Source organism: Altererythrobacter ishigakiensis, assembly GCF_001663155.1.
Classification (GTDB): Bacteria; Pseudomonadota; Alphaproteobacteria; order Sphingomonadales; family Sphingomonadaceae; genus Erythrobacter; species Erythrobacter ishigakiensis.
In genome coordinates this window covers 656,937-679,756 of the sequence record NZ_CP015963.1, presented here as the reverse complement: position 1 = coordinate 679,756, position 22,820 = coordinate 656,937, and the positions used below count along the sequence as shown (strand labels likewise).

Below are 22,820 nucleotides of genomic sequence, written 5' to 3'. Positions count from 1 at the left end.
TGCCGGCGTTAGTCGTCGCGCGATATCTTCTCGCGTCGCTCGTGCGCTTCCTGCGCTTCGACGGTCATTGTCGCGACCGGCCGTGCAATCAGGCGCTTGAGGCCAATGGGTTCGCCGGTCACTTCGCAATAACCGTATTCACCTTCATCGATCTTGCGGAGTGCCGAATTGATCTTGCTGGTCAGTTTACGCTGACGATCACGCGTGCGAAGTTCGATACCCCAATCGGTCTCGCTCGATGCCCGATCATTCAAATCGGGTTCACGGATCGGCCCGTCAGCCAAAGACTGAAGAGTCTGTCCAGCAGCATTCTGGATCGACCGTTTCCATTCGAGCAGCAGCATTCGAAAATAGTTCTGCTGCTTCTCGTTCATATAAGGCTCGTCTTCGCTCGGGACGTAGTCGGGCCCGATGATCCGTTTAGCCTTTTCGAGGATATCAATCTCTTCAGAAGCGGCAGTAGCCATGCATTCCTCTCAACTCAGTCACTTCCCGTTCAGCCGTTCCGTTCCTGCTCCCCCGCTACTACGGTGGCAATGAATGACCTGTATGAGCGCGCCTATAGGCGGCTGATCCTGAGCGCACAAGGCGTTTCCTCTGATGAATAAATAATGCTGCAGAATGAACAGGTTGTGACCAGAGCCGCAGTGGAAAACTGGAAATGGTGAATAAAACTGGCCTGCGCGTTAACCATTTGTTGAAACTGTTCTGGCGAATTCGGCCCAAGCCAAGGCGGAAATTCTCGCTGCGGCAAACTGGGGGACCGAACAATGGAACTGAAAACGATAGAGGCAGCTGAGGCAAAACCCGCCGTATCGCCGGAAGGCGAGATGATGATTGCGCAGTGCCTTGCTGCGGCTGCTAATGGCGAGATCGCCGCCTACTTTGACCTTGGTGTTGCTTTCTCGACCGGCAGTCACGGGGTGAACTGCGACATGATCGAAGCGCACAAGTGGTTCAATCTGGCTGCTGCCAAAGGTCATGAAGAGGCAGCATACTGCCGCGCAGATATCTCTGACGAAATGACCGCTCGCGAAATTGCCGAAGCTCAGCGTCAAGCGCGCGAATGGCTTTCAGCAGAACGTCGCAAAGCCGCCTAAGACTTCTTGAAAGGCGTGCGCTGATCCAGATAAATCTGATCAGTGGCCACACCTTCGCGCTCGCGTTCGAGAAAATCGGATACCGCCGTGCGAAATCCCGGATCAGCGATCCAATGGGCTGACCACGTCTGGACAGGTTCATATCCGCGCGACAGCTTGTGCCCACCTTGGGCACCTGCCTCGACCCTTTTCAGGCCGCGTTCGATCGCAATATCGATGGCTTGATAGTAACACATCTCAAAATGCAGGAAGCGTTTGTCCTGGCTGCACCCCCAGTATCGGCCATATAGCGTGTCCTGACCGATGAAGTGCAACGCGCCTGCAATAGGCGCGTCATCAAGATAAGCGAGACCCAGCACCATTCGATCTGCCATCCTCTCGCCTAACAGCGTGAAGGCCTCGCGCGTCAGATAGGGTGAGCCCCATTTGCGTGCGCCGGTATCCTGATAGAATATCCAGAAGATGTCCCAATGTTCGGGCTTGATGCCATCACCGGTGAGGTTGACGATACGCACGCCCTCTTGTGCGCTTTTGCGTTCCTTGCGCAGAGCGCGACGCTTCCGGGAAGCCAACTCTCCCAGAAACTCATCGAAATTGGCGTACCCGCGATTCTCCCAATGAAACTGAATATCGCTGCGCAGCAGCCAACCACCTTCTTCAAAGTATGGCAGCTGCTCAGGTTCGACAAAAGTCGCGTGGGCTGACGAAAGATTGCTTTGCAAGCAAACAGCTTCAGCGGCGTGCAGGAGGTGAGGAGCCAACAGGTCATCGCGCATGAGCAACCGAGGACCCGTTGCCGGTGTAAAGGGTGCCGCAATCTGCAGCTTGGGATAGTATCGCCCACCTGCCCGCTGCAAAGCGTCCGCCCAACTGTGATCGAATACATATTCGCCTTGGCTGTGTCCTTTGGCATAGCTTGGAAGCGCTCCAAGCAAATCCCCTGCGTCATCGGTGATGATAATTGGTGCAGGCTCCCAGCCGGTACCAGGGCCAACACTGGCCGAATCCTCCAACGCGGTCAGGAATTCATGGCTGACAAAGGGGTTGCGGTTTCCGCCCAGCGCATTCCATTGGTCTGCCGGCAGCGAGCCGACTGACGGAACCATGCGGACGGTCAGTTCCCGATCGCTCACGCCAAGCCTTCGCCTTCACTGATCAATGCGTCCGCGCGTGAGAGAGCGCGGGTTCGCGTCTCGGGCGAGTTCACCGTCCAAGTCAGCACCGGCAGCCCCTTGCGCCGCAGCCGATCAACCCAGCGGCTTGGCAATGCTGCGATGTGGTAAGCGACAAAGTCGGGCAGCGCGATCCAGAATGCGAGGCGGCGCTGCCACGCTTTTTGTGTATAGCCGTGCTCGTCTTCCCGGATCACCAAACCGACGCAGGTTCGCGGCGAATTGCGCCTGAACCAACGCGCAACACGCGGATCGAAGCTCATGACAGCAAATTCGCCTGTGTAGTCCTGCAGATCGCAATCCACAGCAGCGCAGCTTGCACGGACATCATAGCCGGGCTTCGACTTGATCTCGATAAGTAGCGGTACCCGGCCCGCGACCAACCCAAGTAAATCTGGCAGCGTCGCGATACGCTCTTCGCTGCCACTATAGTTGAGTGTCTGAAGCTCGTCCTTGCTACGCTTTTCGAACGGGCCTCGCCCGCCTGTCAGTCGATCAAGCTCCCAGTCATGGAACACCACTGCGCGCCCATCGGCGCTGCGCTGAATATCGCATTCGATCCCCAAGCCAGCTTCGATCGCCAGCCGCGCTCCTGATAGCGAGTTCTCAGGGACACCCCTCCCATGCAACCCGCGATGGGCATATTCCCATTGCGTTAGCCATTCGGGAGCGGCGCGCTTCACCATCCAGTGCCTTCAGTCGGCAATCGCGACAATTGCGTCGACTTCAACCGCTGCGCCAAGTGGCAGCGCAGGAACCCCGACGGCTGCACGCGCATGGCGACCTTTCTCGCCAAACATAGCCACCATCAGGTCGGACGCGCCATTGATCACCTTTGGCTGGTCAGTGAAATCAGGAGTCGAATTGACGAACCCGCCTAGCTTCACGACCCGCTCCACCTTGTCGAGCGGAACCAGCGCCGCCTTTAATTGAGCCAGGATCATCAGGCCGCAGGCGCGGGCAGCATCAATACCAGCTTCGAGCGACACGTCTTCACCCAATCGGCCAGTTACCAACTTACCGTCAACAAACGGCAACTGGCCGGACACATGCGCAAATCCGCCGTGTACCACCACCGGCACATAGCTTGCGACGGGTGCCGCTGCTTCCGGCAAAACAATACCCAATTCCTGCAGACGTGCTTCGATACTCATCGCGGATCCTTTTCCAGTTCTTCCAACAGCCAGGGCACGGCATCCGCCCAACGATCAATCCGGGCATGAGCGTGACCCGCTTTATGGGCACATTCGATATGATCGGCGATCATTGGCTCTCCGCACATATGTAAACGACGGATACCCGGGACGGTTTCCGATGCAGAGTGATGATGCTGCGGCAGGTCGTCGATAAAGATGGCCTTGCTGGGCTGCAGTTCTTCCATGATGCTTTGCAATGCCGGGCCCTTTGGCCCCTGATTCGTAAACACGCGTGCATGAATGCCGAATTCGGCCAGCTGCTTTGTACGCTTCGCTTGCCTGTCATCGTTCAGGTTAGTGAGGATCACGACATCAGCATGCTCGGCAATCTGATTGATCCCGTGGACCGCACCATCGATGGGCATTTGCCGATGCATTTCCGTATCGAAGAACCCTCCCAGAAACTTCCACACATCCTCTTGTGCCAGCGCTTCCCCAGTCGCGGCCCATGTCAGCGCATCGGCGAAGCTGTTGCCTTTAAGCTCGAAGCGTACGCCGTGACTTTCCTCAAGCCATTGCTTGAACGGAGCGACCATATGCAACAGCACCTCATCGCAGTCGCTTATCACCAGGGGGCGAGTCATGTCCTTTGTTCCCTCCCGGCAGCGATAACTTGTTCAGGCGTTACCGCCAAAGCTTCGGATACACGGATCAGATCCGGTTCGTGATTGCCAAGAAATTCGACAACAGCACTGAGCACTGCCGGATCGCTCAATCCTGCCCTCAAAGTGTCTGGATCAAGCCCGGTCAAGTCAAGAAAGCGTTGCGCACGCGACTCCTCGTCCAGAATCCAGCCGAGCGCGGCAAGAATAAGGGTTTGTGGATCGATCCCGGGATCATCAGGGGATGTGGATTGTTTTAGAATTGTCAGCCGCCTTTCTGCTCGACTATCTGGGGATCAAGACGTGGGAGTGCCAGAGCCAAGTGGCAAAGAGAATCCTTGTTGTCGAGGATAACGACCTCAACCGGAAATTGTTCTGCGACGTACTGAAAGCGAATGGGTTCGAAGTCGAGCCATTGGCCGATGGTACAGTTGCGCTTGATACCGCACGCCAATTATCTCCTGATCTGATTATCATGGATATTCAACTGCCCGAGATTTCAGGTGTTGATCTGATCGAGCAGGCGCAGCAGGACTTGCAGTTGCAGGCGATACCCGTCCTTGCCGTAACCGCCTATGCGGCCAAGGGAGATGAAGAGCGCATTCGCACCGCTGGCGCATCAGGCTATCTGGCCAAACCGGTGTCGATCGGTCCATTCATGAAAGCGGTGAATGAGCTGCTGCCCTAATAAGGTTTTGCCCAATGGGAGTGGCGATGGTTGAAAATCGCGGGTAAAGACCGATTTTTCTCAAACTTGCGCGGAAATCCCTGCGCGAAACTGCATCCAAGGAAGGTAAGTCATCCCAATGGACCGCGCTGATGTTGACACAAAGATTCGCTCACTGATCGAGCCCTTCAACAAGAAGGGGGTTGAGATCAGCGAGGAAACAACTTTCGCAAATGATCTTGAGTTTGACAGTTTGACTGTCATGGATTTCGTCGCAGAGATCGAAGATGCATTCGACATCATCATCAGCATGAACCAGCAGGCAGAGATCGAGAATTTCGGCCAGCTGATCGACGCTGTTTCCAAATTGCAGGATCAGTAAGAGCTGCCAGAATGAACGAGAACGCTGTGCCCACAACTGACCTTTTCTCGAAGTTCGACGAACTCATCGCAATGCGCGAGGGCCTGTTAGCAACGGGCGTCGAGGACCCTTTCAATCTGGTGATGGAAAAGGTTCTTTCGCCAACCCGCGCAATTTGCAACGGCCGCGACACTATCCTGCTTGGCACATACAATTACATGGGCATGACCTTTGACCCCGATGTGCTGGAAGCAGGCAAGGATGCGCTGGAGAACTACGGGTCCGGAACCACGGGCAGTCGCGTTCTGAACGGGACATATCAAGGTCACAAGGAATGCGAAGAGGCACTCAAAGAATTCTACGACATGGATCATGCCATGGTGTTCTCTACCGGATACCAGGCAAACCTCGGCATCATTTCGACCATCGCTGGCAAGGGCGATTACATCATTCTCGATATCGACAGCCATGCCTCGATCTATGATGGCTGTGCAATGGGCAATGCGGAGATCGTTCCGTTCCGTCACAACGATATCGAAGCGATGGAAAAGCGCCTGCGCCGCATTCCTGAAGGCGCCGGCAAGCTGGTGGTTCTCGAGGGCGTCTACTCGATGCTGGGCGATGTTGCACCGCTTAAGGAAATGGTCGCCATCGCCAAGAAATATGGCGCTATGGTGCTGGTTGATGAAGCGCACTCAATGGGCTTTATCGGTGAGAACGGCCGCGGCGTGGTTGAGCAAGCAGGTGTGATTGACGATGTCGATTTCATCATCGGAACCTTTTCGAAGAGCGTTGGTACGGTCGGCGGTTTCTGCGTATCGAACCACCCCAAGTTCGAAGTGATGCGGCTTGTCTGTCGCCCCTATGTATTCACTGCTTCGCTACCGCCCAGCGTGGTCGCGACCGCCGCGACTTCTATCCGCAAGCTGATGCACGGTTCAAACAAGCGCGCGCATTTGTGGGAAAATTCGAAGAATCTCCATCGTGGGCTCACTGAATTGGGCTTCGAGTTGGGTACGGACGAGCCGCAAAGCGCGATCATCGCTGTGATCATGCCCGATCTGGAGCGTGGCGCCGCGATGTGGCAAGCGCTCTTGAAGGAAGGGCTCTACGTCAACCTTGCTCGTCCTCCAGCGACACCTGCGAACATGACGTTGCTTCGCTGTTCGCTATGCGCGGAACATAGCGAAGAAGAAGTGCGCACCATCCTCGGTATGTTCGAACGCGCAGGCAAGGCTACAGGAATTATCTAAGCAGACGACCTTTGTTTGCGGGCGGCGGCCAGGCCCTCTCTTTCCCGGCCGCCGGCCCTTTTATCAGGTGGCTTTAGCCGCCACCTGCTCCCCAACCTCTGCATCTATTTCCTTGTTCTCCGGAAAGATTGGCCAAAGCAGCTGTTGACCCAGCGTTGCTGGCGCGAGGTTCTCCACGCCATAGCTTTCAGGATATGTGCGAGTGATCTTGGCCGTGCCAAACAGGACATCCCAGAAGAACAGCAAGTTCCCGTAATTGCCCTTGTAGTTGACCGCCGGATCATCTGCATGGCGGCCGTGGTGCGCATGGTGCGTTGCGGGGGTGGAGATTGTGCGCTCAACCAACCACATGACCGGCGAAAGCCATTTGATTTGGTATAGGGGTTTGTCCCAAGCAACGTCAGAATGTGCGCCAATGATAACGGCCATTTTGACGACCAGGTATCCTGCATAGACCCAGCCAAGTCCCAAATACAGCAGCGCGCCGGCGGTCCACAGACCCGGCATCATCATATAGTAAAGGATGTTGTTTCGGTACACGAGACGGACACTCATGTACTTCGCATTGTGATGCGCGCGGTGAAGATTGTAGAGCCACGGGAAAGTGTGGCTGGCGCGGTGCCACCAATACTGTGTCATATCCTCCAGAACGAGGAATAGCGCAATCGCGAAGAAGATGTTGATGCCAGCCAACGCACTTTCGAGACCCGGAGCAATTGCACCCATGATCGCAGCCGACAGAAAAACGATACCCGGCTGCGTAACTGCCAACAACATGGTCATGCTGACACCTTCGACAATCCCGTCATCACGGGTCTGCTCATTCTTCGCGAACAGCTTGGTGCTGAACAGCTCCAGCAAAGCGAAGCCGAGGAAGATGGCTAAAACTGCGATGGTCGATGATGGCATGGCTCTCTCCACTTGTTGGAAAGATCGGTAATCTGTATCCATCCATCAGAATGTCAGATATTTTACATTCCGGCCCGCGCTCGATCACAAGCCCGATGCTGTTTGCTGCTCTTTCGCCGCAGCTTCAGCAGCAATTGATAACGACATCGCCAGCCAGACCATACCGTGTCGGGCAGATCATCCAGCAACGCGGTGAGCGCGCCAATGGCTTTTACCTGATTGAGACCGGATCGGTCGCGGTTGGCCGCTATCTGGAATCCGGTGACTTCCGGGGTGTTGCGGTTCTGGGTCCAGGCGATTCTTGGGGCGAGCTGGCCATGTTTGCTGAGCGTGTACGCGTCGTCGATGCGGTGGCGCGCAGCAGTTGCGCGGTGCGCTTTGTCCGGCAGAGCGACTTTGACGCTGCTCTCGGCGAAAATCCATACGAGTATCGTGCAATGCTAGGTGTATTGTCCGCGCAGCTTCAGGACACGCTCGATATCATGGCGGGGATCAGACGTGGCACAGCACATACCCGCGTTGCCGGCCTGCTTGCGACGCTCGCCGGATCCTCTGGACAGACAGCACCCATTGAGATCACACAGCAAGAGCTTGGCGAGCTGTTGGGCTTGACGCGGATGACGGTCAGCGGAGCGCTGAAAGAACTGGAGACGTCCGGCGCGATCACCCGGCGTTACGGCCATATCGAAATTCGCAGCCTTGAAGCAGTCCGCTTGGCTGCGTTGGGCTAGCTCGCCGAACCTTCCAGTTGAACCAGAGTTGCATTCTCGCACTTGTCAGCAACTGCTTCGTCATCGCTCGAGAACTGGCTCAGCGCGATAAAGCCCCCCACAACGAGTACCACAAAAAGCGTTGTCGCAGTTCCCAGGTATTTGTCGATGATCGCCTTGATCGGCGCGCCGAACACGCGGAACAATAGCCCCACCGTCATGAAAATGAACGCGCGTGCGGCTAAACTGGCGAGGAGGAAAGTCATCAGATTCATGCTGATGAATCCGGCAGTGATGGTGAGCAACTTGAAGGGTACAGGAGTAGCACCTGCGATCACGATCGCTTCCCAGTCGTATTCGCGCAAATAGCAGGCCGCGACAGGGAAACTGTCAGTTAAGCCAAGCAGCGCTAAAAGCGGCTGCCCGATGGTGTCATAAAGCCCCCAGCCGATCGCATATCCCAGCAACGCACCCGCAACTGAAGCCAGGGTGGCTACCAAAGCATAGCGGATCGCCTTGGAAGGCTGAGCCAGACACATCAAGCCCAGCAGGGGATGTGGCGGTATCGGGAAAAAGCTCGCTTCAATGAAGCAGAAGAAAGCCAGCCACCACACCGCATGCGGGTGAGCGGCCTTATCCATGGTCCAGTCATAAAGACCGCGCAACATTCGCATCATATCGGAGAATTGCCTTGAACTACGAAGCTCCATCTAAGCGAGGCGCGCTGGATGAGCAAGCAGCACACCACCGAACGCTAGGTTACGCGCGTACACCAGGCAGACCAAGTGTCGGAATCTATGCCGACCAAACGTTTGTTTGTGGCGACGAGGTGAGATGACTTGATACTAGCGGCGAAATTACAACACATTCTATCTAATGTCTTCTTGCCTCAGAGCGTTTAAGCAGATAAAAACGTGACAAATTCGAAGTTCGCTCAATCTAAAGGGGATTATACCTATGCGTAAACTCGCGATGGGAATGGCGTTGGCATCGACCGCTCTCGCCTCACCAGCGCTCGCTAAAGAAGGCCAATGGTATATTGGCGTCGATGGCGGTGCGATGATTGTTGATGATGCCACCGTTGATGGCACTGATATCTCAGTAGACCACAATGAAGGCTATGATTTTGGCGCCGTTGTTGGACACGATTTTGGAGCTTTCCGCCTCGAAACTGAGGTGGCTTATAAGAAAGCCAATCTTGAATCGATCAATTTCGGTGTTACCGATGTCGCTGCCAATGGCGAAGGCAATTTCCTGAGCTTTATGCTCAATGGCCTCTTCGATTTCGGGCCCGATGATGGACTTCAAGGCTTCTTCGGGGGCGGCGTGGGTGTTGCACGCTCAGCATTGGAGAATGGTCTAGTTCGTTTGCCCGACGAAGAGGGTCTATATGACGATTCAGACACGGGCATCGCGTGGCAGCTCCTTGCTGGTGCACGTGCACCGCTTACAGATCGCTGGGATGTTGGCCTGAAGTATCGCTACTTCAATGCGCCGGGTATCAACATCGTATTGCGCGATGGGACAGGCATTGAAACTGATGTTTCGACCCATTCCTTGCTGGGTACTCTGACATACAACTTTGGTGAAGAGCCGGCTCCACCGCCGCCTCCGCCGCCACCACCACCACCACCACCTCCTCCGCCGCCACCACCGCCTCCGCCGCCGCCGCCGCCTCCGGCACCGGTGTGCAACACTGGCCCGTACATCGTGTTCTTTAACTGGGACGAATCAGATGTGACCCCAGAGGCGGCTACGGTTCTGGATAATGCGGTGACAGCGTATGCTGATTGCGGCACTGCTAGCGTAATGCTCGCTGGTCACACTGACCGTTCAGGTACCACAACCTACAACATGGGTCTCGCAGAGCGCCGCAACGCGTCAGTTCGCGAATACCTGAATGGGCGCGGTATTCCTGATGACCGGATCTCTAGCGAAGCGTTTGGCGAATCACAGCCTCGCGTAGCTACAGAAGATGGCGTACGTGAGCTGCAGAACCGCCGTGTTGAAGTGACTTACGGCCCAGGTTCGGGAATGTAAGCTTCCGCACTCGGCAGAATAAAAGGAAGGGGCTGGAGCGATCCGGCCCCTTTCTTATTGGCGAAATGAAGGTGCGTTGAATCGTTCGCGGCGCAAGGAACACAAGGATTCAGATGAGCATGAGTCCACATGACGCAGAGTTCCATGAACTTCGCCTGACAACCGGGCTCGGTCATCGCCAAGCTCTAATCTCAGCGTGCCCAGCGCCGAAACTAAATACGGTAGTATCAAAATAAGCCGGCAGGCCTTTTTTGATGCACCGGCCATGGCCGGTCGTGCGGGCAAGCAAACCGACGCGTTAGTGGTTCAGCCTCTGCGAGAGGACAATGTTGCTCCGGGCGCCAGCAACTAAGGCTTTGTCGATTAGTTCTGTATTGTTTCCCCAGCTGCGACAGACCGTTGAATGACGCTTTGCTCAGCGGAGGGTACCGTGCGGTAAGCAATCGCCAGCAATACCAGGCCAATCGGCACAGCTACCAACAGGCTCAACCCGCCAGTAGTCAGGCTGCCAGTCATCGTCGAAACCTGACCCGCCATATAGGGTCCGAGCGCCAAGCCGACCAGCGTAGTCGCTAGGAAGAAGGTCGCCGTAGCTGTCCCGCGCATACGTGGCAAAACAAGATCCTGAGTTGTTGCTGCCGCACCCCCTAGCGCCGAGCTGCCGAAAAGCGATTGGAAGAAGGCCGCGATGTAGAAGATGGTGGGATCATCGGTGGTGAACATCAGGAAGAGAAACGGCGCAGCCGCCGTGAGCCCGAATGCAACGACAATCAATCTACCCGCAGGGTTTCTTTCCCGCAGCCAGTCGGCAGCCCGCCCTCCGAAGATGACACCAAGAAAACCGGCGACGGCCCCTGGCCCACCGATCCACCAACCGGCAGTGGATGGTGCTTCCTCAAGAATACGGATGGCGTAAGGCGCGGCCCAAAACGATGCCGCATAGGACATGAAGGCGACCATACCGTATCCAAGAATTGTTGTAAGGAACGCTGGCGTTCCCCAGATAAGGCGAAACGTAGGTTCATCGCGGCGCTTGAGCGTAGATGCCCAACTGAAGATCGCGTAATATCCGATCCCAACCGCTCCCCATTGCTGATAGTTGTCCGTTGCAACAGCCATTGCGTAGGCGATCCCGCCGATTACCAATGCACCCGCGAGGTTAAGGGCAATTCCACGGCCGCCCGCCTGCGCTGCTCCGATCAAAGTGAATGGAGGGATCACGGCTACGAGTTCCCGGAAAAAGCCGCGGAACGGATCTTTTGGAGGTGGCGTAGTTATGCCTTCGCTCTGGCCTCGCAACGGCTCTCGCAAGGTCGCGACCAATACCGCCAGAAGCAGCCCTGGTAGACCTACGATAATAAAAGCAGCTTGCCAGCCGGCCAGTCCCAAAGGTGCATCCATTGGATAAGCGGCATTCCAGCGCTCAACGATCGCGCCTCCAATCAGGAGAGAAACACCACCGCCAACGTACAACCCAGACGAGTAGATTGCCAAAGCAGTCGCTCGCATTTTCTTTGGAAACCAATCAGAAATTAACGAGTAAGCACTGGGACTTGCAGTTGCTTCACCCACGCCGACCCCAATTCGCGCGACGCTCAACATCGCAAAATTCTTGGCAAATCCGGACAAGGCAGTGAATGCTGACCAGATGGCCAAACCAGCCGTCATTAAGCGTACCCGGTTCCAGCTATCGGCCAATTTGCCGAGTGGGATGCCGAAAAGCGCGTAGAACACTCCGAACGCAGTACCATAGAGAAATCCGATTTGGTCGTCACGAAGCCCCAAATCAGCTTTGATGTCCTCAGCGAGTATCGAAATGATATTGCGGTCAACAAAGTTCAGCACATAAACAACGACCAGAATGCTTAGCGCATACCAGCTGTATGCAGGTACCTTTTGGTCGCCTGCAGATTCCTCTATCTGCAACTGCGCAGGATCACTCATTTAAATGCCTCTCGCCAAACTGCGGGTCAATCCGCGTAAGCGGTGCTATCTGTTAGCCCTGCTTCGGCAAAGCCCTTTTTTCTGAGGCGACAAGAATCGCACAGCCCGCAAGCCAGACCGTCTTCAGTGGGGTCGTAGCATGACCAGCTATTCGATGGCTCGAGCCCCAAGCGAACGCATTCGCGCGCGATATCCGCTTTGGTCATTTCCTGCAGCGGCGCGTGAATCACAAATGCTTCTCCTTCGACACCAGATTTTGTTCCCAGGCGGGCAGTTTCGGCGAAGCTCGCGATGAATTCAGGCCGGCAATCCGGATAACCTGAGTAGTCGAGCGCATTGACACCAATGAAGACATCACTCGCGCCTGCAGCTTCCGCAGCTGCAACACATACTGAGAGGAATATAAGGTTTCTGGCCGGTACATAGGTCACGGGGATGCTATCTCCTACACCGTCCTTTGGCACGTCCATTAAATCGGTTAGAGCGGATCCGCCGATCGCTCGCATATTCATCTGCAACTCGATATGTCGCGCCACATTTAGTTGTTTTGCAATGCGGCGTGCTGCTTCAAGTTCACGACGATGCCGCTGGTCATAATCGATGGTTAAAGCATGGATCGCAAAACCTTGCTCGAGCGCTAGCGCAGCCGTCACCATCGAATCCAGGCCACCAGACAGCAGCACTACCGCAGATTTTTCGGCTTTGGGTGAATTGTCAGACATGCAGCTGGCTTAGCCGCTCAATTCTCTCTTGCAATCATTTCATGCAAAGCGCGGCGACACTTTAGCAGGTTCCAGTTCGCCTTCCTTCAGCGCTTATTTCAAATGGCCGGCCGCCGGCGATGCCCTGGCTTTCGATCTGGATCAGTGATCCTGTCTCGCGTCGGACTGTAGTTCGGCCATATCCGTTTCCGCGACACGTGTACTGCACTGTCGCATCAGAAGCTTTGTCTTCAATTACAAACCGGCTGCACTCTTCACCCTCATGCTGAAGCTGGATCAATTCGTTGCCGCTCCGCACACATATCCGGCGCCCAGGCGTCCCATCACGAAATGTGATCGTCCATTCGCCTTTCTCAAGCCCGTCCATCATCGCCAAACCCGACGGCTGTGCGCTTCCAGGAACGGCGTATGCCGCCGCCAGAGCAGCAGCGTGGACTCCAATAATCGCGAGAATTGTTTTCATAGATTCCTGCGCCAATTGCTTGAGGCCATGGGGCCTAGAATGGGTTAGATCGATAGCTTGCAAGCGATAAACCGTTGCTGAACAGCGACAAGTTGCCGTTAAATGCTCAAGATAAACTCTTTCGAGCAGAAGGCGCAGTCGACAACGATATTACCTTGTTCATTGCGCATTTCGTCGCGCTCGGATTCTGGAAACCTGGAGATAACGCTGTCATAATGCCCGACTGAACATCGGCAGCCTTTGGCAAGCTTAACACCCTTCTCGATCAGAATTTTGTTCTCTTCGTGGAACAGGCGCCAAATCAGCGCCTCCATCGAAAGCTTCGGATCAACCAGTTCGGCATGGCTCATGCTGCCGGCGAGCGCCGACACATGCTCCCAATCGGGGTGCTCCATTTCGGCATGCAATCGTGCTCGACCAACTTCACCTTGCGGCAAATGCTGAACGAGTATCCCGCCAGCGAGGCACGCCTCACCCTGGAATCTGATTCCGAGCCGCAACAAGGTCGGGATCTGTTCGGACTGAACAAAATAGTGCTCGCAAGCTTCCGACAGGGACGCCCCTTCAAGCGGCACAATCCCCTGATAGCGCTGCCCTTTCCCGGTTTCGAAAGTAATCGCAAGATAGCCGCTGCGGAATAGCCGCTTAAGCGACGGATTCGCACCTACGTCAGCCAATGCATGATGATCGAAGTCTGCGTAACCGCGCAGTTCTCCCATCCGGAAATCCGCAACCAGCAGCTTGACAGGCCCGGTTTGCGTTTGCGCCTGCATCGTCAGTTGTGCACCATCGTCTTTCTGCAAGCCGCCCATCAATGCAGCAAGTATCAGGGCCTCGGCAAGCAAGTGCCTGACCGGTTCAGGATAATCATGCGCGCTGAGGACTTCTCCTACCACCCGATCAAGACGCACTATTCGGCCGCGGGCGTCGCGATCCGGTATACTGAAATTCAGCAGTTGGTCTTGAAAGGTTTCGACGTGCTTTTTCATGCGCAAAGATATGGGTCCATTGTCAGCGATTGAAAGAGCGCGAGCCCTTCACTTGTCAAATCTGACCAAAGCACCATCGCAAGATTGATTTCTGTGCGTGGATACGATTTTCTGCTTCATCGAAAACAACTGATTGACTGCTTTCAAATACAGTTTCGGTCACTTCCTCGCCGATGTGTGCCGGCAGACAGTGCAAGAACTTCGCATCGTCATTCGCCTTCGCAATCAAAGCTTCATTGACCTGATAGGGTGCCATTGCGGCAAGCTTGTTGTGCGCGTGATCCTGGCCCATCGATACCCATGTGTCGGTAACAATGATGTCAGCACCATCGGCGGCAAGTGCCGCGTCTTGGGTCAAGGTTACATTTGATCCGCCGGCTCTTGCCAGTTCAATGAATTCGCTTTCCGGCTGATAACCGTCAGGTGTGGCCACTCGTACATTGAACTTCATCAGCCCAGCGGCTTCCAGAATGGAATGCAGAACATTGTTGCCATCACCGAACCACGCCAATTCAAGCCCGGGTAGAGGCTTTCCGTGTTCGATTATGGTCAGCAGGTCGGCTACTATCTGACATGGGTGTGAGCGATCTGTCAGACCATTGATGACCGGCACATGGGCATAGTGCGCCATCTCTTCCACCTTCGCGTGATCATCTGTCCGCATCATGATCACATCCACCATGCGGCTAAGTACACGCGCTGTATCCGCAATGGACTCACCGCGCCCTAGCTGGCTCGAAGCTGAGTCCAGGATCAGTGAAGATCCCCCCAATTGCCGCATTGCAATGTCAAAACTGACCCGGGTCCGCGTAGAGTTCTTCTCAAACACCATGCCCAGAACATGTCCCGCGAGCGGCTGATCTGCGTCGGGCTTGCCCTTTGGCCACCCTTGGCGAGCCGCTTTGCGATCGATGGCATCGGCAATCATTGCCGCGATTGCTTCACCGCCCGCGTCAGAAAGATCGAGAAAACTGCGCACCTCAGGCGCAAGATCAAGCGGTGCTGTCATCAGCTTGCCTGCGGGATTTCGTAACTCGCTGCGCCTGCGGAGAGCTTTTCGAAGAATTCTTCGATCTCTGCATCGCCGATTACCAAAGGTGGCAAGACACGAAGTGTGTTGTCTCCGGCCGCAACAGTCAAAAGCTGATGGTTGTCGCGCAGGTGCACAAAGAATGGACGGCTCTCGACCTTCATCTTGATACCAAGCATCAGCCCCTTTCCACGGACAAGCTCGAAAAGCTCCGGATAGTTACCGATAAACTGTTCAAGGCGGCTTCGTAGACGGTCACCTTTCTCCCGGACTTCGCCGAGGAATTCGTCGTTGGCGACGGCCTCCATCACGGCTGAGCCAGCTGCCATCGCAAGTGGATTGCCACCGTAAGTGGAGCCGTGCGTACCAAAGGTCATTCCGCGTGCGGCCTTCTCTGTGGCCAGACATGCGCCCAACGGAAAACCGCCGCCAATGCCCTTTGCGGTCGCCACGATATCAGGCGTGGTGCCATATTGCTCATAGGCATATAGCGTGCCGGTTCGTGCAACGCCGCACTGTACTTCATCAAGCACGAGCATGAGATCATTTTCGTCCGCAAGTTGACGCAATCCCTGCATGAATTCTTCGGATGCAGGGCGAATCCCACCTTCGCCCTGAATAGGCTCTACGAGGAAGCCCGCCGTATTAGGCCCCATCAACGCCTTGGCGGATTCCAGATTGTCGAACTCCGCGTATTTAAACCCCGCAAGCAGCGGCGAGAAGCCGTGGTGCATCTTTTCCTGGTTTGACGCACTGATTGTTGCCATCGTGCGGCCATGAAATGCATTGGCGAAGGTGATCAATTCGAAACGTGTCGTATCGCCTTCATGCTGATGATACGCACGCGCCGTCTTGATCGCGGTTTCAACTGCCTCTGCACCGGAATTGGTGAAGAAAACTGTGTCGGCAAAGGTGTTGTCGACGAGCTGCTGAGCCAACTTCTCCCCTTGCGGGCTGCCATACAGGTTTGAAACATGCATGAGAGTGGCGGCCTGCTTCTGGATCGCAGAGATCAGGCCTTCATGCGAATGCCCCAGAAGGTTCACAGCAATCCCGCTTGCAAAATCGAGGTAACGCGTGCCGTCCTCATCAATCAAATGGCAATGCTCGCCGCGCACAGGACGTACGCCGCAACGGGGATAGACTGGCATTAGGGGAGAGATCGACATCGCAAAAATCCTCAAGTCATGTGCGCGTTCGAAAAGAGAAATGGCGGCCCGTCGGACCGCCATCTCCACGTCATCTAATATTCTGCCAATCAGCGGTCAAATGCGCCACTGGCAGGAACGTATCAACCTTGGACGGGAACGAGGTTGACCGCCGAATACTTGCCTCGTCGATCGACTTCGAGATCAAATTCGAAGCGTTCACCTTCGTTGATTTCCTGTAGTCCGGAACGCTCGACCGCGCTGATATGCACGAAAGCATCCGGCTGTCCGTCGTCGCGAGTGAGAAAGCCAAAGCCCTTCATCGAATTGAAAAACTTCACTGTGCCGGTTGCTTTCTCTCCTGTCAGTTCACGCTGAGGCGCAGCGCTACGCTGCTCAACTGCGATCACTTCCCCAACAACTTGGAGATCCTGGGCGGAAACCTTGCCGCCGCGATCAACCAGATTGAATTCGAGTTCTTGCCCTTCGGCCAGACCTTCAAGGCCGGCACGTTCAACTGCGCTGATATGAACGAAGATGTCTTCGCCGCCCGATTCCTGTTGGATGAAGCCAAAGCCTTTTTGGCTGTTGAAGAACTTCACTGTGCCTTTTCCGGTACCAACGACCTGAGCAGGCATGCGGTTGAAACCACCGCCCCCGCCGCCAGGCCCGCGTCCGCCGCCACCTGGGCCGCGACCACCACCGCCGAACCGATCACTGCCGCCGCCACGATCGTCGCCAAACCCGCGACCACCGCCGCCAAAACGATCTTGTTGTCCGAAGTTATCACGGGGCGGAAAGTCACCGCCGCCAAAAGGATCGAAGCTATCTTCACCGAACCCGTCGCGCTTGTCCCGTCCGCGGCGGCGTCCTCTATCGTAACCCATAATCTAGTACGTACCTTATCACTTCCGCCCCTCATAACTTACGTCAAAGCCGTGGACGGCCGACCGAATTGACGCAGCAGGCAGCATAGCGAAACGCCAGACCCCACCTCACAATCACTTAGCATAGCGCACAAAGATGCTTTATGCGAATGATTTAGCGATACGGCATATGTAGACCTGAAAATGTGACATTTTCGCATTGTTGGTGAAGGATTACGAGGAGCAGCAGGATGAGTGATTTTCGCGAGTTGAGCGCCGAGATGTTGGCAAGTCCGCAGATTGGACCGGCAGACATCGCTGACGCGGCAGAGCAAGGCGTGAGACTCATCATCAACAATCGCCCTGACGGCGAATCACCCAGCGAACCGCAAGGTGCAGAGATCGAAGCGGCCGCTCGCGCCGCTGGCATGGACTATCTGGCAATTCCGATCGGACAGTCAGGGTTCAGCGAGCCACAAGTCGCAGCCATGCAGGATGCGCTTGCCAATGCTGAAGGCAAGGTGCTCGGCTATTGCCGCAGTGGTACAAGATCCACTTTGCTGTGGTCTCTGGCGCAGGCGCGCGGAGGCGGTGACCCAGACGAAATCGCCGAAGCCGCCCGCAGCGCTGGCTACGATGTCGCACCGGTGCGCGCCGCAATGGACGTGTTGTCAGCGCAGGCCAACGCCTGACCTGCGCGAGGCCTACTTGCGGTAATCCAGCGGCGGTGCGCGGTCACCTAGTAGCGAGCGATACTCGTAATCGGGACCACGCGATCGATCGAATTCGGCCCGGGCGGCCTCGCGCAGGTCCGGATTGGTGAACAACTCAACTGCCATCAGCGTCATCGCCTTAGCCGCAACCACAGTTCCCTTGTGACCGATCGAATGGCCACTGGCGGCAACCGCTTGCCAGCTATGCGCGCTTGTGCCCGGAACCCAGGTGGCGGTGCGCACACCGACTGTGGGCGTGGCCCAGCTAACATCCCCTACATCGGTCGAGCCATAGCCTAGGCTCTTATTGTAGGGCCCGATTTCAGCTGCACTTTCCAGGGGCTTTGCCGCATCACCCAGCGATTCCTGGATTTGCTCTGCCCATGCCCGCTCTTCAGCGGTGTATTCAACGCCGCCAATCTGGCGTAGTTTGGCATCCATTACCTTGGCCAGAGTCTCGTTTACCAACAATGGATTATTGCCGTGAATGATTTCCCATTCGACTTTCGTCCCGGTACCGAGCGCCGCGCCGCGGGCTGCGTCTTCCAGACGTGACCAGATTGCCTCGACACCTTCCGGGTCGGGGTGGCGAACATAGTAAAACGATTCCGCAAAGTCAGGGACAACGTTGGGTGCATTGCCCCCTGCTGTCACGACATAATGCATGCGCGCTTGCTGCGGAATATGTTCATGCATCATGTTTGCCATCATGTTCATGGCTTCAACACCATCGAGCGCGGATCTGCCGCGCTCTGGCGCGCCGGCAGCATGCGCTGAGATGCCGGTGAAACGGAATTTCGCGGACCGATTGGCGAGGCTAGTGCGCGCCGCAGCGCTGTTTTCATCATCAGCATGCCAATGAATTGCGATGTCTACATCATCAAACATGCCCGCGCGGGTCATATAGACCTTGCCAGAACCGCCCTCTTCCGCAGGGGTTCCGTAAAGGCGAATTCGTCCGGGAGTTCCTGTTGCCTCTAGCCAATTCTTCACTGCGATCGCCGCAGTCAATGAACCAGCGCCAAACAGATTGTGTCCGCAAGCGTGCCCCGCGCCCTTTCCTTCAATAGGATCACGGGTTGGTTCAGCCGACTGATTGATGCCGGGCAGTGCGTCCATCTCGGCTAAAATTGCAATGATAGGTCCGCCTTCGCCCCACTCGGCCACAAATGCGGTAGGAATTTCCGCGATGCCGCCGGTGATAACAAATCCTTCCGCGGCAAGCTCGTCCATCATCAGCGCGCTAGAGCGTTCTTCAAGGTATCCCAGCTCAGCCAAGTCCCACAATTGCTGTGCAACACGCTCTGTACGCTCTGTTTGCGCTTCTACATTGGCAATCGGGTCTGCAGACTGCGCTGCCAGAGGGCTGGCACCAAGCACTGCAATCACCATCAGGCTCGCGAATGATTTCATCAACTGAAACTCCTCTCTTTAATTGCCTGCTTGCCGCAAACCGCGCCGCATGCCAATTGCCAATTCGATGAATCTTGCACCGCAACTCCTCCAATTCCTCGGTTCGCTTGTCGCTATCTGCGCGTTGGCCGGGCTTGCCTGGTGGCTAAAGTTGGGGGGAACAGCAGTACTCGCGAGTGAAGCCGAAGCGAGGATAGCGGCAAACGAAGCGGTTGACGGTTTCGAGCCAGTCAGTGTTGCAATCGACGCCGATGGGCGAGGGGCCATTATGCGCGATCAGGCCGGCCGTGTGCTGGTACTGAAACCTCATGGAAACAAGTTTGCCGGGCGCATTTTGCGCAACGAGGCCAATGCCTTGGTTGCAAATGGCTCGTTACAAATCGATAGCGGAGAGAAGCGCTACGGGTTGGTTTCGCTCGCGATTGACGATCCTGAGGCTTGGGCCGACGCGATCAATCTCCTAAGTAGTAGTTCCGATGCCTGATTTCTCGCCCACCGAATATGCCGTGCCCGGCTTTGTATTGCTCGTCCTGATCGAGATGATCTGGGCATGGCGCAATCGGCCCGACGCCTATGAACCGCGCGACACACTGACCAGTCTTGCTTTTGGCCTCGGGAGCACGGTGTCCGGCCTGATCTTCGGTGGCTTTTTCTTCCTGCTGTTTCTTACCGTTTGGGAGTATCGCCTGTTCGATCTGGGTCCTGAATGGTGGGCAGTATGGTGGGCTTGGCCACTATGCTTCGTTCTGGACGATCTGAAATACTATTGGGTGCACCGCGCAGGGCACCGTATTCGCTGGATGTGGGCAGCACATGTGAACCACCACTCAAGCCAGCACTACAATCTTTCAACTGCCCTGAGACAAACCTGGACCGGGCCGTTTACGTTCGGGTTCCTGTTCGCGGTGCCACTGGTGCTGCTTGGATTTCATCCCTTGATGATCGCCATCTGCGGCGGCTTCAACCTGATTTACCAGTTCTGGATCCACACCGAGGCTATCGACAGAATGCCCCGCTGGTTTGAAGCTGTAATGAACACCCCTAGCCATCATCGCGTTCATCACGCCACAAATCCACGCTATCTTGACCGCAATTATGCAGGTGTCTTCATCGTCTGGGACAAGATGTTTGGAACGTTTGAGCCTGAAAGCGATGATGAGAATATCCGCTATGGGATCATCAAGCAGCTGGGTAGCTTCAACCTGTTGTGGGCGGTGTTCCATGAATGGATCGGTATGCTGGGCGATATCTGGCGCAGCCCCTGGAAGCACAAGCTATCCTACCTGCTGCGCGAACCCGGCTGGTCGCACGATGGCAGCCGCGACACATCCGACACAATTCGCGCGCGCTGGCTGGCGCGCAAGGCTCAAGAAAATCAGGTTGCATCCGAAAACCCGATTGCAGGCGAGCAAGAGCCTGCGTAACACTCTCTTCCAAGAGGAGAGAGAATGGATACCTTCGACTATATCGTGATTGGCGGTGGTAGCGCCGGCAGTGCAGCCACCGGCAGGCTTGCCGAAGACGGCAGAAAAACAGTTTGCCTGCTCGAAGCGGGCGGGAAGAATGACAACTTTCTGGTCAAGACGCCGGGCATGATGCCTTTCCTTTTGAAGAACGCCAATTACCGCTACGAGACCGTGCCGCAAAAGGGCCTTAATGGTCGCATCGGGTATCAACCGCGCGGCAAGGGCCTTGGCGGATCATCGGCCATCAATGCCATGGTCTATATCCGCGGCAACGCCTGGGATTACGACAATTGGGCTGCGATGGGTTGTGAAGGATGGGCCTACGACGATGTGCTGCCTTATTTCAAACGTAGCGAAGGCAATGTCCGCGGAAGTGATGAATACCACAACGGCGACGGCCCCCTCTCCGTATCGGACCAGAAATGGCCTAATCCCACCAGCACCGCGTTTGTCGAAAGTGCTGCGCAGCTCCAATTGCCACGCAACGCGGACTTCAACGACGACAGCCAGGAAGGTTTCGGCCTTTATCAGGTGACGCAAAAGGGCGGCGAACGCTGGTCTGCAGCGCGCGCCTATGTCGAGCCGCTGCGCGGCAGGCCCAATCTCGAAATCCGTACCGGCACGCTGGTCGAAAAGCTGGTGATCGAAGACGGCCGCGTAACCGGTGTTGCCATCAAGCGCGGGCGAAAACGCGAGGTTGTGAAAGCGCGGCGCGGAGTGATCCTGTCTGCCGGCGCGTTCAATTCTCCGCAGATACTGATGCTATCGGGCATCGGTCCGGGTGAGCATTTGCGGCAGCACGGTATCGATGTCGCGATAGATAAACCCGCGGTGGGCAGTGATCTGCAAGATCACATTGATTATGTATCCGGCTGGGCAACTCAGTCCACTGATCCTATCGGAAATTCGCTCACGGGTACGTGGCGTATGATCAAGGCTATATTCGAGCATAGGCGTAAACGCACGGGAATCATGACAACATGCTACGCGGAAAGCGGGGGTTTTTGGAAGGTTATGCCTGACAGCCCAGCTCCAGACGTGCAGTGGCACTTTGTTCCGGCCGTACTCGAAGACCATGGCCGCGAGAAAGTAAGCGGCCACGGATTTTCGCTTCATGCCTGCGCCTTACGGCCGGAGAGCCGCGGTACAGTACGGCTCAGTTCGTCAAACGCGGCCGACGCTCCGCGGATTGATCCAAATTTTCTGGATGATGAGCGAGACCTGGCGGTGATGAGAGCTGGCGTTCGGCTGTCCCACCGGATCGTCGATGCGCCGCCGCTTGCCGACTACAAGCCAACCGATCGTCACCCCATCAATCTGGACGATGACGCTGAGCTCAATGAGTTGATCCGCAATCGTGCGGACACCGTATATCACCCGGTTGGAACATGCCGCATGGGCGCGGACGAAGAAAGCGTGGTGGACACGAAATTGAAAGCACGCGGCGTTGAAGGGTTATGGATTGCCGACGCTTCGATAATGCCCAAGATCGTAAGCGGCAACACAAACGCGCCAAGTATCATGATCGGCGAACGGTGTGCCGACTTCGTGAAGACCGCGACTGCCTAGTCCAGTTGCTTCCACATTGTCGCGAGCGGGACGGGCACCGCACCATTCTCGTCGAACCACTCGCTTTCAATTTCGTAGCCGCAAGCGAGGTACAGCGGCTTGCCCGACATCGTCGCTGCCATCTCTATCGCGGAAAAGCCTGCCGCGCGTGCGGCTGCTTCGGCAGTGTCGAGAATCAAGCGACCGATCCCTTTGCGCGTGTGTTCAGGATGTGTGTACATCGCGCGGATTCTGGCACGCTCGGTCGCCGGATCGAGCAATCGCGGGTCCCGGCCAGCTGAGTGATTGCCGCCATATAGCGTGGCACGCCGCGACCAGCCCCCACAGCCAACGAGCGATCCATCTTCCTCGACGCAGAAATAGGTACCATCCTCGATCAGTTGCAGATCAAGTCCCATACCTGCGCGAGAGGATTCGACCTGCTGAGGTGTCAGAAACCCCTTTTGCAGTTCGCTGATTGCCAAATCCATCAGCGCCTTGATCGCCG

27 protein-coding genes are annotated in these 22,820 nt (G+C 56.0%); 10 read left to right on the top strand and 17 right to left on the bottom strand.

What is annotated here, in order from left to right:
• Positions 1 to 8 precede the first annotated feature (8 nt).
• Positions 9 to 467, bottom strand: coding sequence for an RNA polymerase-binding protein DksA (gene dksA, locus A6F69_RS03335; protein ID WP_067597332.1), 459 nt, complete (start codon positions 465 to 467; stop codon positions 9 to 11).
• Positions 468 to 830: 363 nt separating this feature from the next.
• Between dksA and A6F69_RS03330 the strand changes: the two genes are divergently transcribed.
• Positions 831 to 1,100 (top strand): hypothetical protein, encoded by a 270-nt coding sequence (locus A6F69_RS03330; protein WP_425388073.1) that lies wholly within the window; start codon positions 831 to 833, stop codon positions 1,098 to 1,100.
• Here A6F69_RS03330 and A6F69_RS03325 read toward each other — a convergent pair.
• Genes A6F69_RS03325 through A6F69_RS03305 form a run of 5 tightly spaced genes read right to left on the bottom strand, consistent with a single transcriptional unit; the run spans position 1,097 to position 4,279 of the window.
• On the bottom strand, positions 1,097 to 2,233 hold the full coding sequence (locus tag A6F69_RS03325; protein WP_179946167.1) for a GNAT family N-acetyltransferase: 1,137 nt from the start codon (positions 2,231 to 2,233) through the stop codon (positions 1,097 to 1,099). The two genes, A6F69_RS03330 and A6F69_RS03325, sit on opposite strands and share 4 nt — an antisense overlap.
• Positions 2,230 to 2,958 carry a glycerophosphodiester phosphodiesterase family protein gene (locus A6F69_RS03320; RefSeq protein WP_067597326.1) on the bottom strand — a complete coding sequence of 243 codons (729 nt, stop codon included), beginning with the start codon at positions 2,956 to 2,958 and terminating at the stop codon, positions 2,230 to 2,232. The genes A6F69_RS03325 and A6F69_RS03320 overlap by 4 nt, the downstream gene beginning before the upstream one ends.
• 9 nt (positions 2,959 to 2,967) lie before the next feature.
• Positions 2,968 to 3,426 carry a RidA family protein gene (locus tag A6F69_RS03315; protein WP_067597323.1) on the bottom strand — a complete coding sequence of 153 codons (459 nt, stop codon included), beginning with the start codon at positions 3,424 to 3,426 and terminating at the stop codon, positions 2,968 to 2,970.
• The gene (locus A6F69_RS03310; RefSeq protein WP_067597320.1) at positions 3,423 to 4,052 is read right to left on the bottom strand and encodes a hypothetical protein; all 630 of its coding nucleotides are present in this window, start codon (positions 4,050 to 4,052) and stop codon (positions 3,423 to 3,425) included. Before A6F69_RS03310 ends, A6F69_RS03315 begins: the two co-directional genes overlap by 4 nt.
• Entirely contained in the window at positions 4,049 to 4,279 is a 231-nt protein-coding gene (locus A6F69_RS03305) for a DUF3572 family protein (RefSeq protein ID WP_483756982.1), read from the bottom strand. Before A6F69_RS03305 ends, A6F69_RS03310 begins: the two co-directional genes overlap by 4 nt.
• 113 nt (positions 4,280 to 4,392) lie before the next feature.
• Between A6F69_RS03305 and A6F69_RS03300 the strand changes: the two genes are divergently transcribed.
• The 3 genes from A6F69_RS03300 (at position 4,393) to spt (ending at position 6,351) form a co-directional block, all read left to right on the top strand.
• On the top strand, positions 4,393 to 4,758 hold the full coding sequence (locus A6F69_RS03300) for a response regulator (protein WP_067602358.1): 366 nt from the start codon (positions 4,393 to 4,395) through the stop codon (positions 4,756 to 4,758).
• A gap of 118 nt (positions 4,759 to 4,876) precedes the next feature.
• The gene (locus A6F69_RS03295; protein ID WP_067597314.1) at positions 4,877 to 5,119 is read left to right on the top strand and encodes an acyl carrier protein; all 243 of its coding nucleotides are present in this window, start codon (positions 4,877 to 4,879) and stop codon (positions 5,117 to 5,119) included.
• Positions 5,120 to 5,130: 11 nt separating this feature from the next.
• Positions 5,131 to 6,351 carry a serine palmitoyltransferase gene (spt, locus tag A6F69_RS03290; protein WP_067597310.1) on the top strand — a complete coding sequence of 407 codons (1,221 nt, stop codon included), beginning with the start codon at positions 5,131 to 5,133 and terminating at the stop codon, positions 6,349 to 6,351.
• Positions 6,352 to 6,414: 63 nt separating this feature from the next.
• On the opposite strand, the gene A6F69_RS03285 is transcribed toward spt, so the two are convergent.
• On the bottom strand, positions 6,415 to 7,260 hold the full coding sequence (locus A6F69_RS03285) for a sterol desaturase family protein (RefSeq protein ID WP_067597308.1): 846 nt from the start codon (positions 7,258 to 7,260) through the stop codon (positions 6,415 to 6,417).
• A gap of 50 nt (positions 7,261 to 7,310) precedes the next feature.
• Between A6F69_RS03285 and A6F69_RS13035 the strand changes: the two genes are divergently transcribed.
• Positions 7,311 to 7,991 (top strand): Crp/Fnr family transcriptional regulator, encoded by a 681-nt coding sequence (locus A6F69_RS13035; protein WP_067597306.1) that lies wholly within the window; start codon positions 7,311 to 7,313, stop codon positions 7,989 to 7,991.
• Here the strand turns inward: A6F69_RS13035 and A6F69_RS03275 are convergent.
• A complete protein-coding gene (locus tag A6F69_RS03275; protein WP_067597304.1) occupies positions 7,988 to 8,638 on the bottom strand; it encodes a YqaA family protein in 651 nt (216 codons plus the stop codon). The genes A6F69_RS13035 and A6F69_RS03275 overlap by 4 nt on opposite strands.
• 289 nt (positions 8,639 to 8,927) lie before the next feature.
• On the opposite strand from A6F69_RS03275, the gene A6F69_RS03270 reads away from it, so the two are divergent.
• Entirely contained in the window at positions 8,928 to 10,010 is a 1,083-nt protein-coding gene (locus A6F69_RS03270; RefSeq protein WP_067597301.1) for an OmpA family protein, read from the top strand.
• Between the two features lie 363 nt (positions 10,011 to 10,373).
• Here A6F69_RS03270 and A6F69_RS03265 read toward each other — a convergent pair whose 3' ends face one another.
• From A6F69_RS03265 to A6F69_RS13240, 7 genes are all read right to left on the bottom strand, one after another.
• Positions 10,374 to 11,954 (bottom strand): spinster family MFS transporter, encoded by a 1,581-nt coding sequence (locus A6F69_RS03265; RefSeq protein WP_067597298.1) that lies wholly within the window; start codon positions 11,952 to 11,954, stop codon positions 10,374 to 10,376.
• A 26-nt stretch (positions 11,955 to 11,980) separates the two neighbouring features.
• Positions 11,981 to 12,676 carry a 7-cyano-7-deazaguanine synthase QueC gene (gene queC, locus A6F69_RS03260; protein ID WP_067597296.1) on the bottom strand — a complete coding sequence of 232 codons (696 nt, stop codon included), beginning with the start codon at positions 12,674 to 12,676 and terminating at the stop codon, positions 11,981 to 11,983.
• Between the two features lie 61 nt (positions 12,677 to 12,737).
• On the bottom strand, positions 12,738 to 13,139 hold the full coding sequence (locus A6F69_RS03255; RefSeq protein WP_067597294.1) for a DUF3617 domain-containing protein: 402 nt from the start codon (positions 13,137 to 13,139) through the stop codon (positions 12,738 to 12,740).
• 98 nt (positions 13,140 to 13,237) lie between these two features.
• The gene (hslO, locus tag A6F69_RS03250) at positions 13,238 to 14,128 is read right to left on the bottom strand and encodes an Hsp33 family molecular chaperone HslO (RefSeq protein ID WP_067597292.1); all 891 of its coding nucleotides are present in this window, start codon (positions 14,126 to 14,128) and stop codon (positions 13,238 to 13,240) included.
• Positions 14,129 to 14,183: 55 nt separating this feature from the next.
• On the bottom strand, positions 14,184 to 15,137 hold the full coding sequence (gene argF, locus A6F69_RS03245) for an ornithine carbamoyltransferase (RefSeq protein WP_067597283.1): 954 nt from the start codon (positions 15,135 to 15,137) through the stop codon (positions 14,184 to 14,186).
• Complete coding sequence (locus tag A6F69_RS03240) at positions 15,137 to 16,327, bottom strand: aspartate aminotransferase family protein (protein WP_067602355.1); 1,191 nt, start codon at positions 16,325 to 16,327, stop codon at positions 15,137 to 15,139. The genes argF and A6F69_RS03240 overlap by 1 nt, the downstream gene beginning before the upstream one ends.
• 122 nt (positions 16,328 to 16,449) lie before the next feature.
• Positions 16,450 to 17,193 carry a cold-shock protein gene (locus A6F69_RS13240; protein WP_067597280.1) on the bottom strand — a complete coding sequence of 248 codons (744 nt, stop codon included), beginning with the start codon at positions 17,191 to 17,193 and terminating at the stop codon, positions 16,450 to 16,452.
• Positions 17,194 to 17,423: 230 nt separating this feature from the next.
• On the opposite strand from A6F69_RS13240, the gene A6F69_RS03230 reads away from it, so the two are divergent.
• A complete protein-coding gene (locus tag A6F69_RS03230) occupies positions 17,424 to 17,864 on the top strand; it encodes a protein tyrosine phosphatase family protein (protein ID WP_067597278.1) in 441 nt (146 codons plus the stop codon).
• A 12-nt stretch (positions 17,865 to 17,876) separates the two neighbouring features.
• On the opposite strand, the gene A6F69_RS03225 is transcribed toward A6F69_RS03230, so the two are convergent.
• A complete protein-coding gene (locus tag A6F69_RS03225; RefSeq protein ID WP_067597274.1) occupies positions 17,877 to 19,298 on the bottom strand; it encodes an amidohydrolase in 1,422 nt (473 codons plus the stop codon).
• 67 nt (positions 19,299 to 19,365) lie between these two features.
• Here A6F69_RS03225 and A6F69_RS03220 point away from each other — a divergent pair, with 67 nt between their 5' ends.
• From A6F69_RS03220 to A6F69_RS03210, 3 genes are read left to right on the top strand one after another with little or no spacing between them, the layout of a single operon-like run.
• Complete coding sequence (locus A6F69_RS03220; RefSeq protein ID WP_067602352.1) at positions 19,366 to 19,782, top strand: hypothetical protein; 417 nt, start codon at positions 19,366 to 19,368, stop codon at positions 19,780 to 19,782.
• A complete protein-coding gene (locus A6F69_RS03215; protein ID WP_067597271.1) occupies positions 19,775 to 20,722 on the top strand; it encodes a sterol desaturase family protein in 948 nt (315 codons plus the stop codon). Before A6F69_RS03220 ends, A6F69_RS03215 begins: the two co-directional genes overlap by 8 nt.
• Before the next feature lie 24 nt (positions 20,723 to 20,746).
• The gene (locus tag A6F69_RS03210) at positions 20,747 to 22,333 is read left to right on the top strand and encodes a GMC family oxidoreductase (RefSeq protein WP_067597268.1); all 1,587 of its coding nucleotides are present in this window, start codon (positions 20,747 to 20,749) and stop codon (positions 22,331 to 22,333) included.
• Here the strand turns inward: A6F69_RS03210 and A6F69_RS03205 are convergent.
• Positions 22,330 to 22,803, bottom strand: coding sequence for a GNAT family N-acetyltransferase (locus A6F69_RS03205; RefSeq protein ID WP_067602349.1), 474 nt, complete (start codon positions 22,801 to 22,803; stop codon positions 22,330 to 22,332). The two genes, A6F69_RS03210 and A6F69_RS03205, sit on opposite strands and share 4 nt — an antisense overlap.
• Between the last annotated feature and the right edge of the window lie 17 nt (positions 22,804 to 22,820).

Bases quoted from the DNA above. Each gene is read 5' to 3' on its own strand.
- dksA (WP_067597332.1), bottom strand. From the start codon at position 467: ATGGCTACTGCCGCTTCTGAAGAGATTGATATCCTCGAAAAGGCTAAA.
- A6F69_RS03330 (WP_425388073.1), top strand. From the start codon at position 831: ATGATGATTGCGCAGTGCCTTGCTGCGGCTGCTAATGGCGAGATCGCC.
- A6F69_RS03320 (WP_067597326.1), bottom strand. From the start codon at position 2,958: ATGGTGAAGCGCGCCGCTCCCGAATGGCTAACGCAATGGGAATATGCC.
- A6F69_RS03315 (WP_067597323.1), bottom strand. From the start codon at position 3,426: ATGAGTATCGAAGCACGTCTGCAGGAATTGGGTATTGTTTTGCCGGAA.
- A6F69_RS03310 (WP_067597320.1), bottom strand. From the start codon at position 4,052: ATGACTCGCCCCCTGGTGATAAGCGACTGCGATGAGGTGCTGTTGCAT.
- A6F69_RS03295 (WP_067597314.1), top strand. From the start codon at position 4,877: ATGGACCGCGCTGATGTTGACACAAAGATTCGCTCACTGATCGAGCCC.
- spt (WP_067597310.1), top strand. From the start codon at position 5,131: ATGAACGAGAACGCTGTGCCCACAACTGACCTTTTCTCGAAGTTCGAC.
- A6F69_RS03285 (WP_067597308.1), bottom strand. From the start codon at position 7,260: ATGCCATCATCGACCATCGCAGTTTTAGCCATCTTCCTCGGCTTCGCT.
- A6F69_RS13035 (WP_067597306.1), top strand. From the start codon at position 7,311: ATGTCAGATATTTTACATTCCGGCCCGCGCTCGATCACAAGCCCGATG.
- A6F69_RS03275 (WP_067597304.1), bottom strand. From the start codon at position 8,638: ATGTTGCGCGGTCTTTATGACTGGACCATGGATAAGGCCGCTCACCCG.
- A6F69_RS03270 (WP_067597301.1), top strand. From the start codon at position 8,928: ATGCGTAAACTCGCGATGGGAATGGCGTTGGCATCGACCGCTCTCGCC.
- A6F69_RS03265 (WP_067597298.1), bottom strand. From the start codon at position 11,954: ATGAGTGATCCTGCGCAGTTGCAGATAGAGGAATCTGCAGGCGACCAA.
- queC (WP_067597296.1), bottom strand. From the start codon at position 12,676: ATGTCTGACAATTCACCCAAAGCCGAAAAATCTGCGGTAGTGCTGCTG.
- A6F69_RS03255 (WP_067597294.1), bottom strand. From the start codon at position 13,139: ATGAAAACAATTCTCGCGATTATTGGAGTCCACGCTGCTGCTCTGGCG.
- hslO (WP_067597292.1), bottom strand. From the start codon at position 14,128: ATGAAAAAGCACGTCGAAACCTTTCAAGACCAACTGCTGAATTTCAGT.
- argF (WP_067597283.1), bottom strand. From the start codon at position 15,137: ATGACAGCACCGCTTGATCTTGCGCCTGAGGTGCGCAGTTTTCTCGAT.
- A6F69_RS03240 (WP_067602355.1), bottom strand. From the start codon at position 16,327: ATGTCGATCTCTCCCCTAATGCCAGTCTATCCCCGTTGCGGCGTACGT.
- A6F69_RS13240 (WP_067597280.1), bottom strand. From the start codon at position 17,193: ATGGGTTACGATAGAGGACGCCGCCGCGGACGGGACAAGCGCGACGGG.
- A6F69_RS03230 (WP_067597278.1), top strand. From the start codon at position 17,424: ATGAGTGATTTTCGCGAGTTGAGCGCCGAGATGTTGGCAAGTCCGCAG.
- A6F69_RS03225 (WP_067597274.1), bottom strand. From the start codon at position 19,298: ATGAAATCATTCGCGAGCCTGATGGTGATTGCAGTGCTTGGTGCCAGC.
- A6F69_RS03220 (WP_067602352.1), top strand. From the start codon at position 19,366: ATGAATCTTGCACCGCAACTCCTCCAATTCCTCGGTTCGCTTGTCGCT.
- A6F69_RS03215 (WP_067597271.1), top strand. From the start codon at position 19,775: ATGCCTGATTTCTCGCCCACCGAATATGCCGTGCCCGGCTTTGTATTG.
- A6F69_RS03210 (WP_067597268.1), top strand. From the start codon at position 20,747: ATGGATACCTTCGACTATATCGTGATTGGCGGTGGTAGCGCCGGCAGT.
- A6F69_RS03205 (WP_067602349.1), bottom strand. From the start codon at position 22,803: ATGGATTTGGCAATCAGCGAACTGCAAAAGGGGTTTCTGACACCTCAG.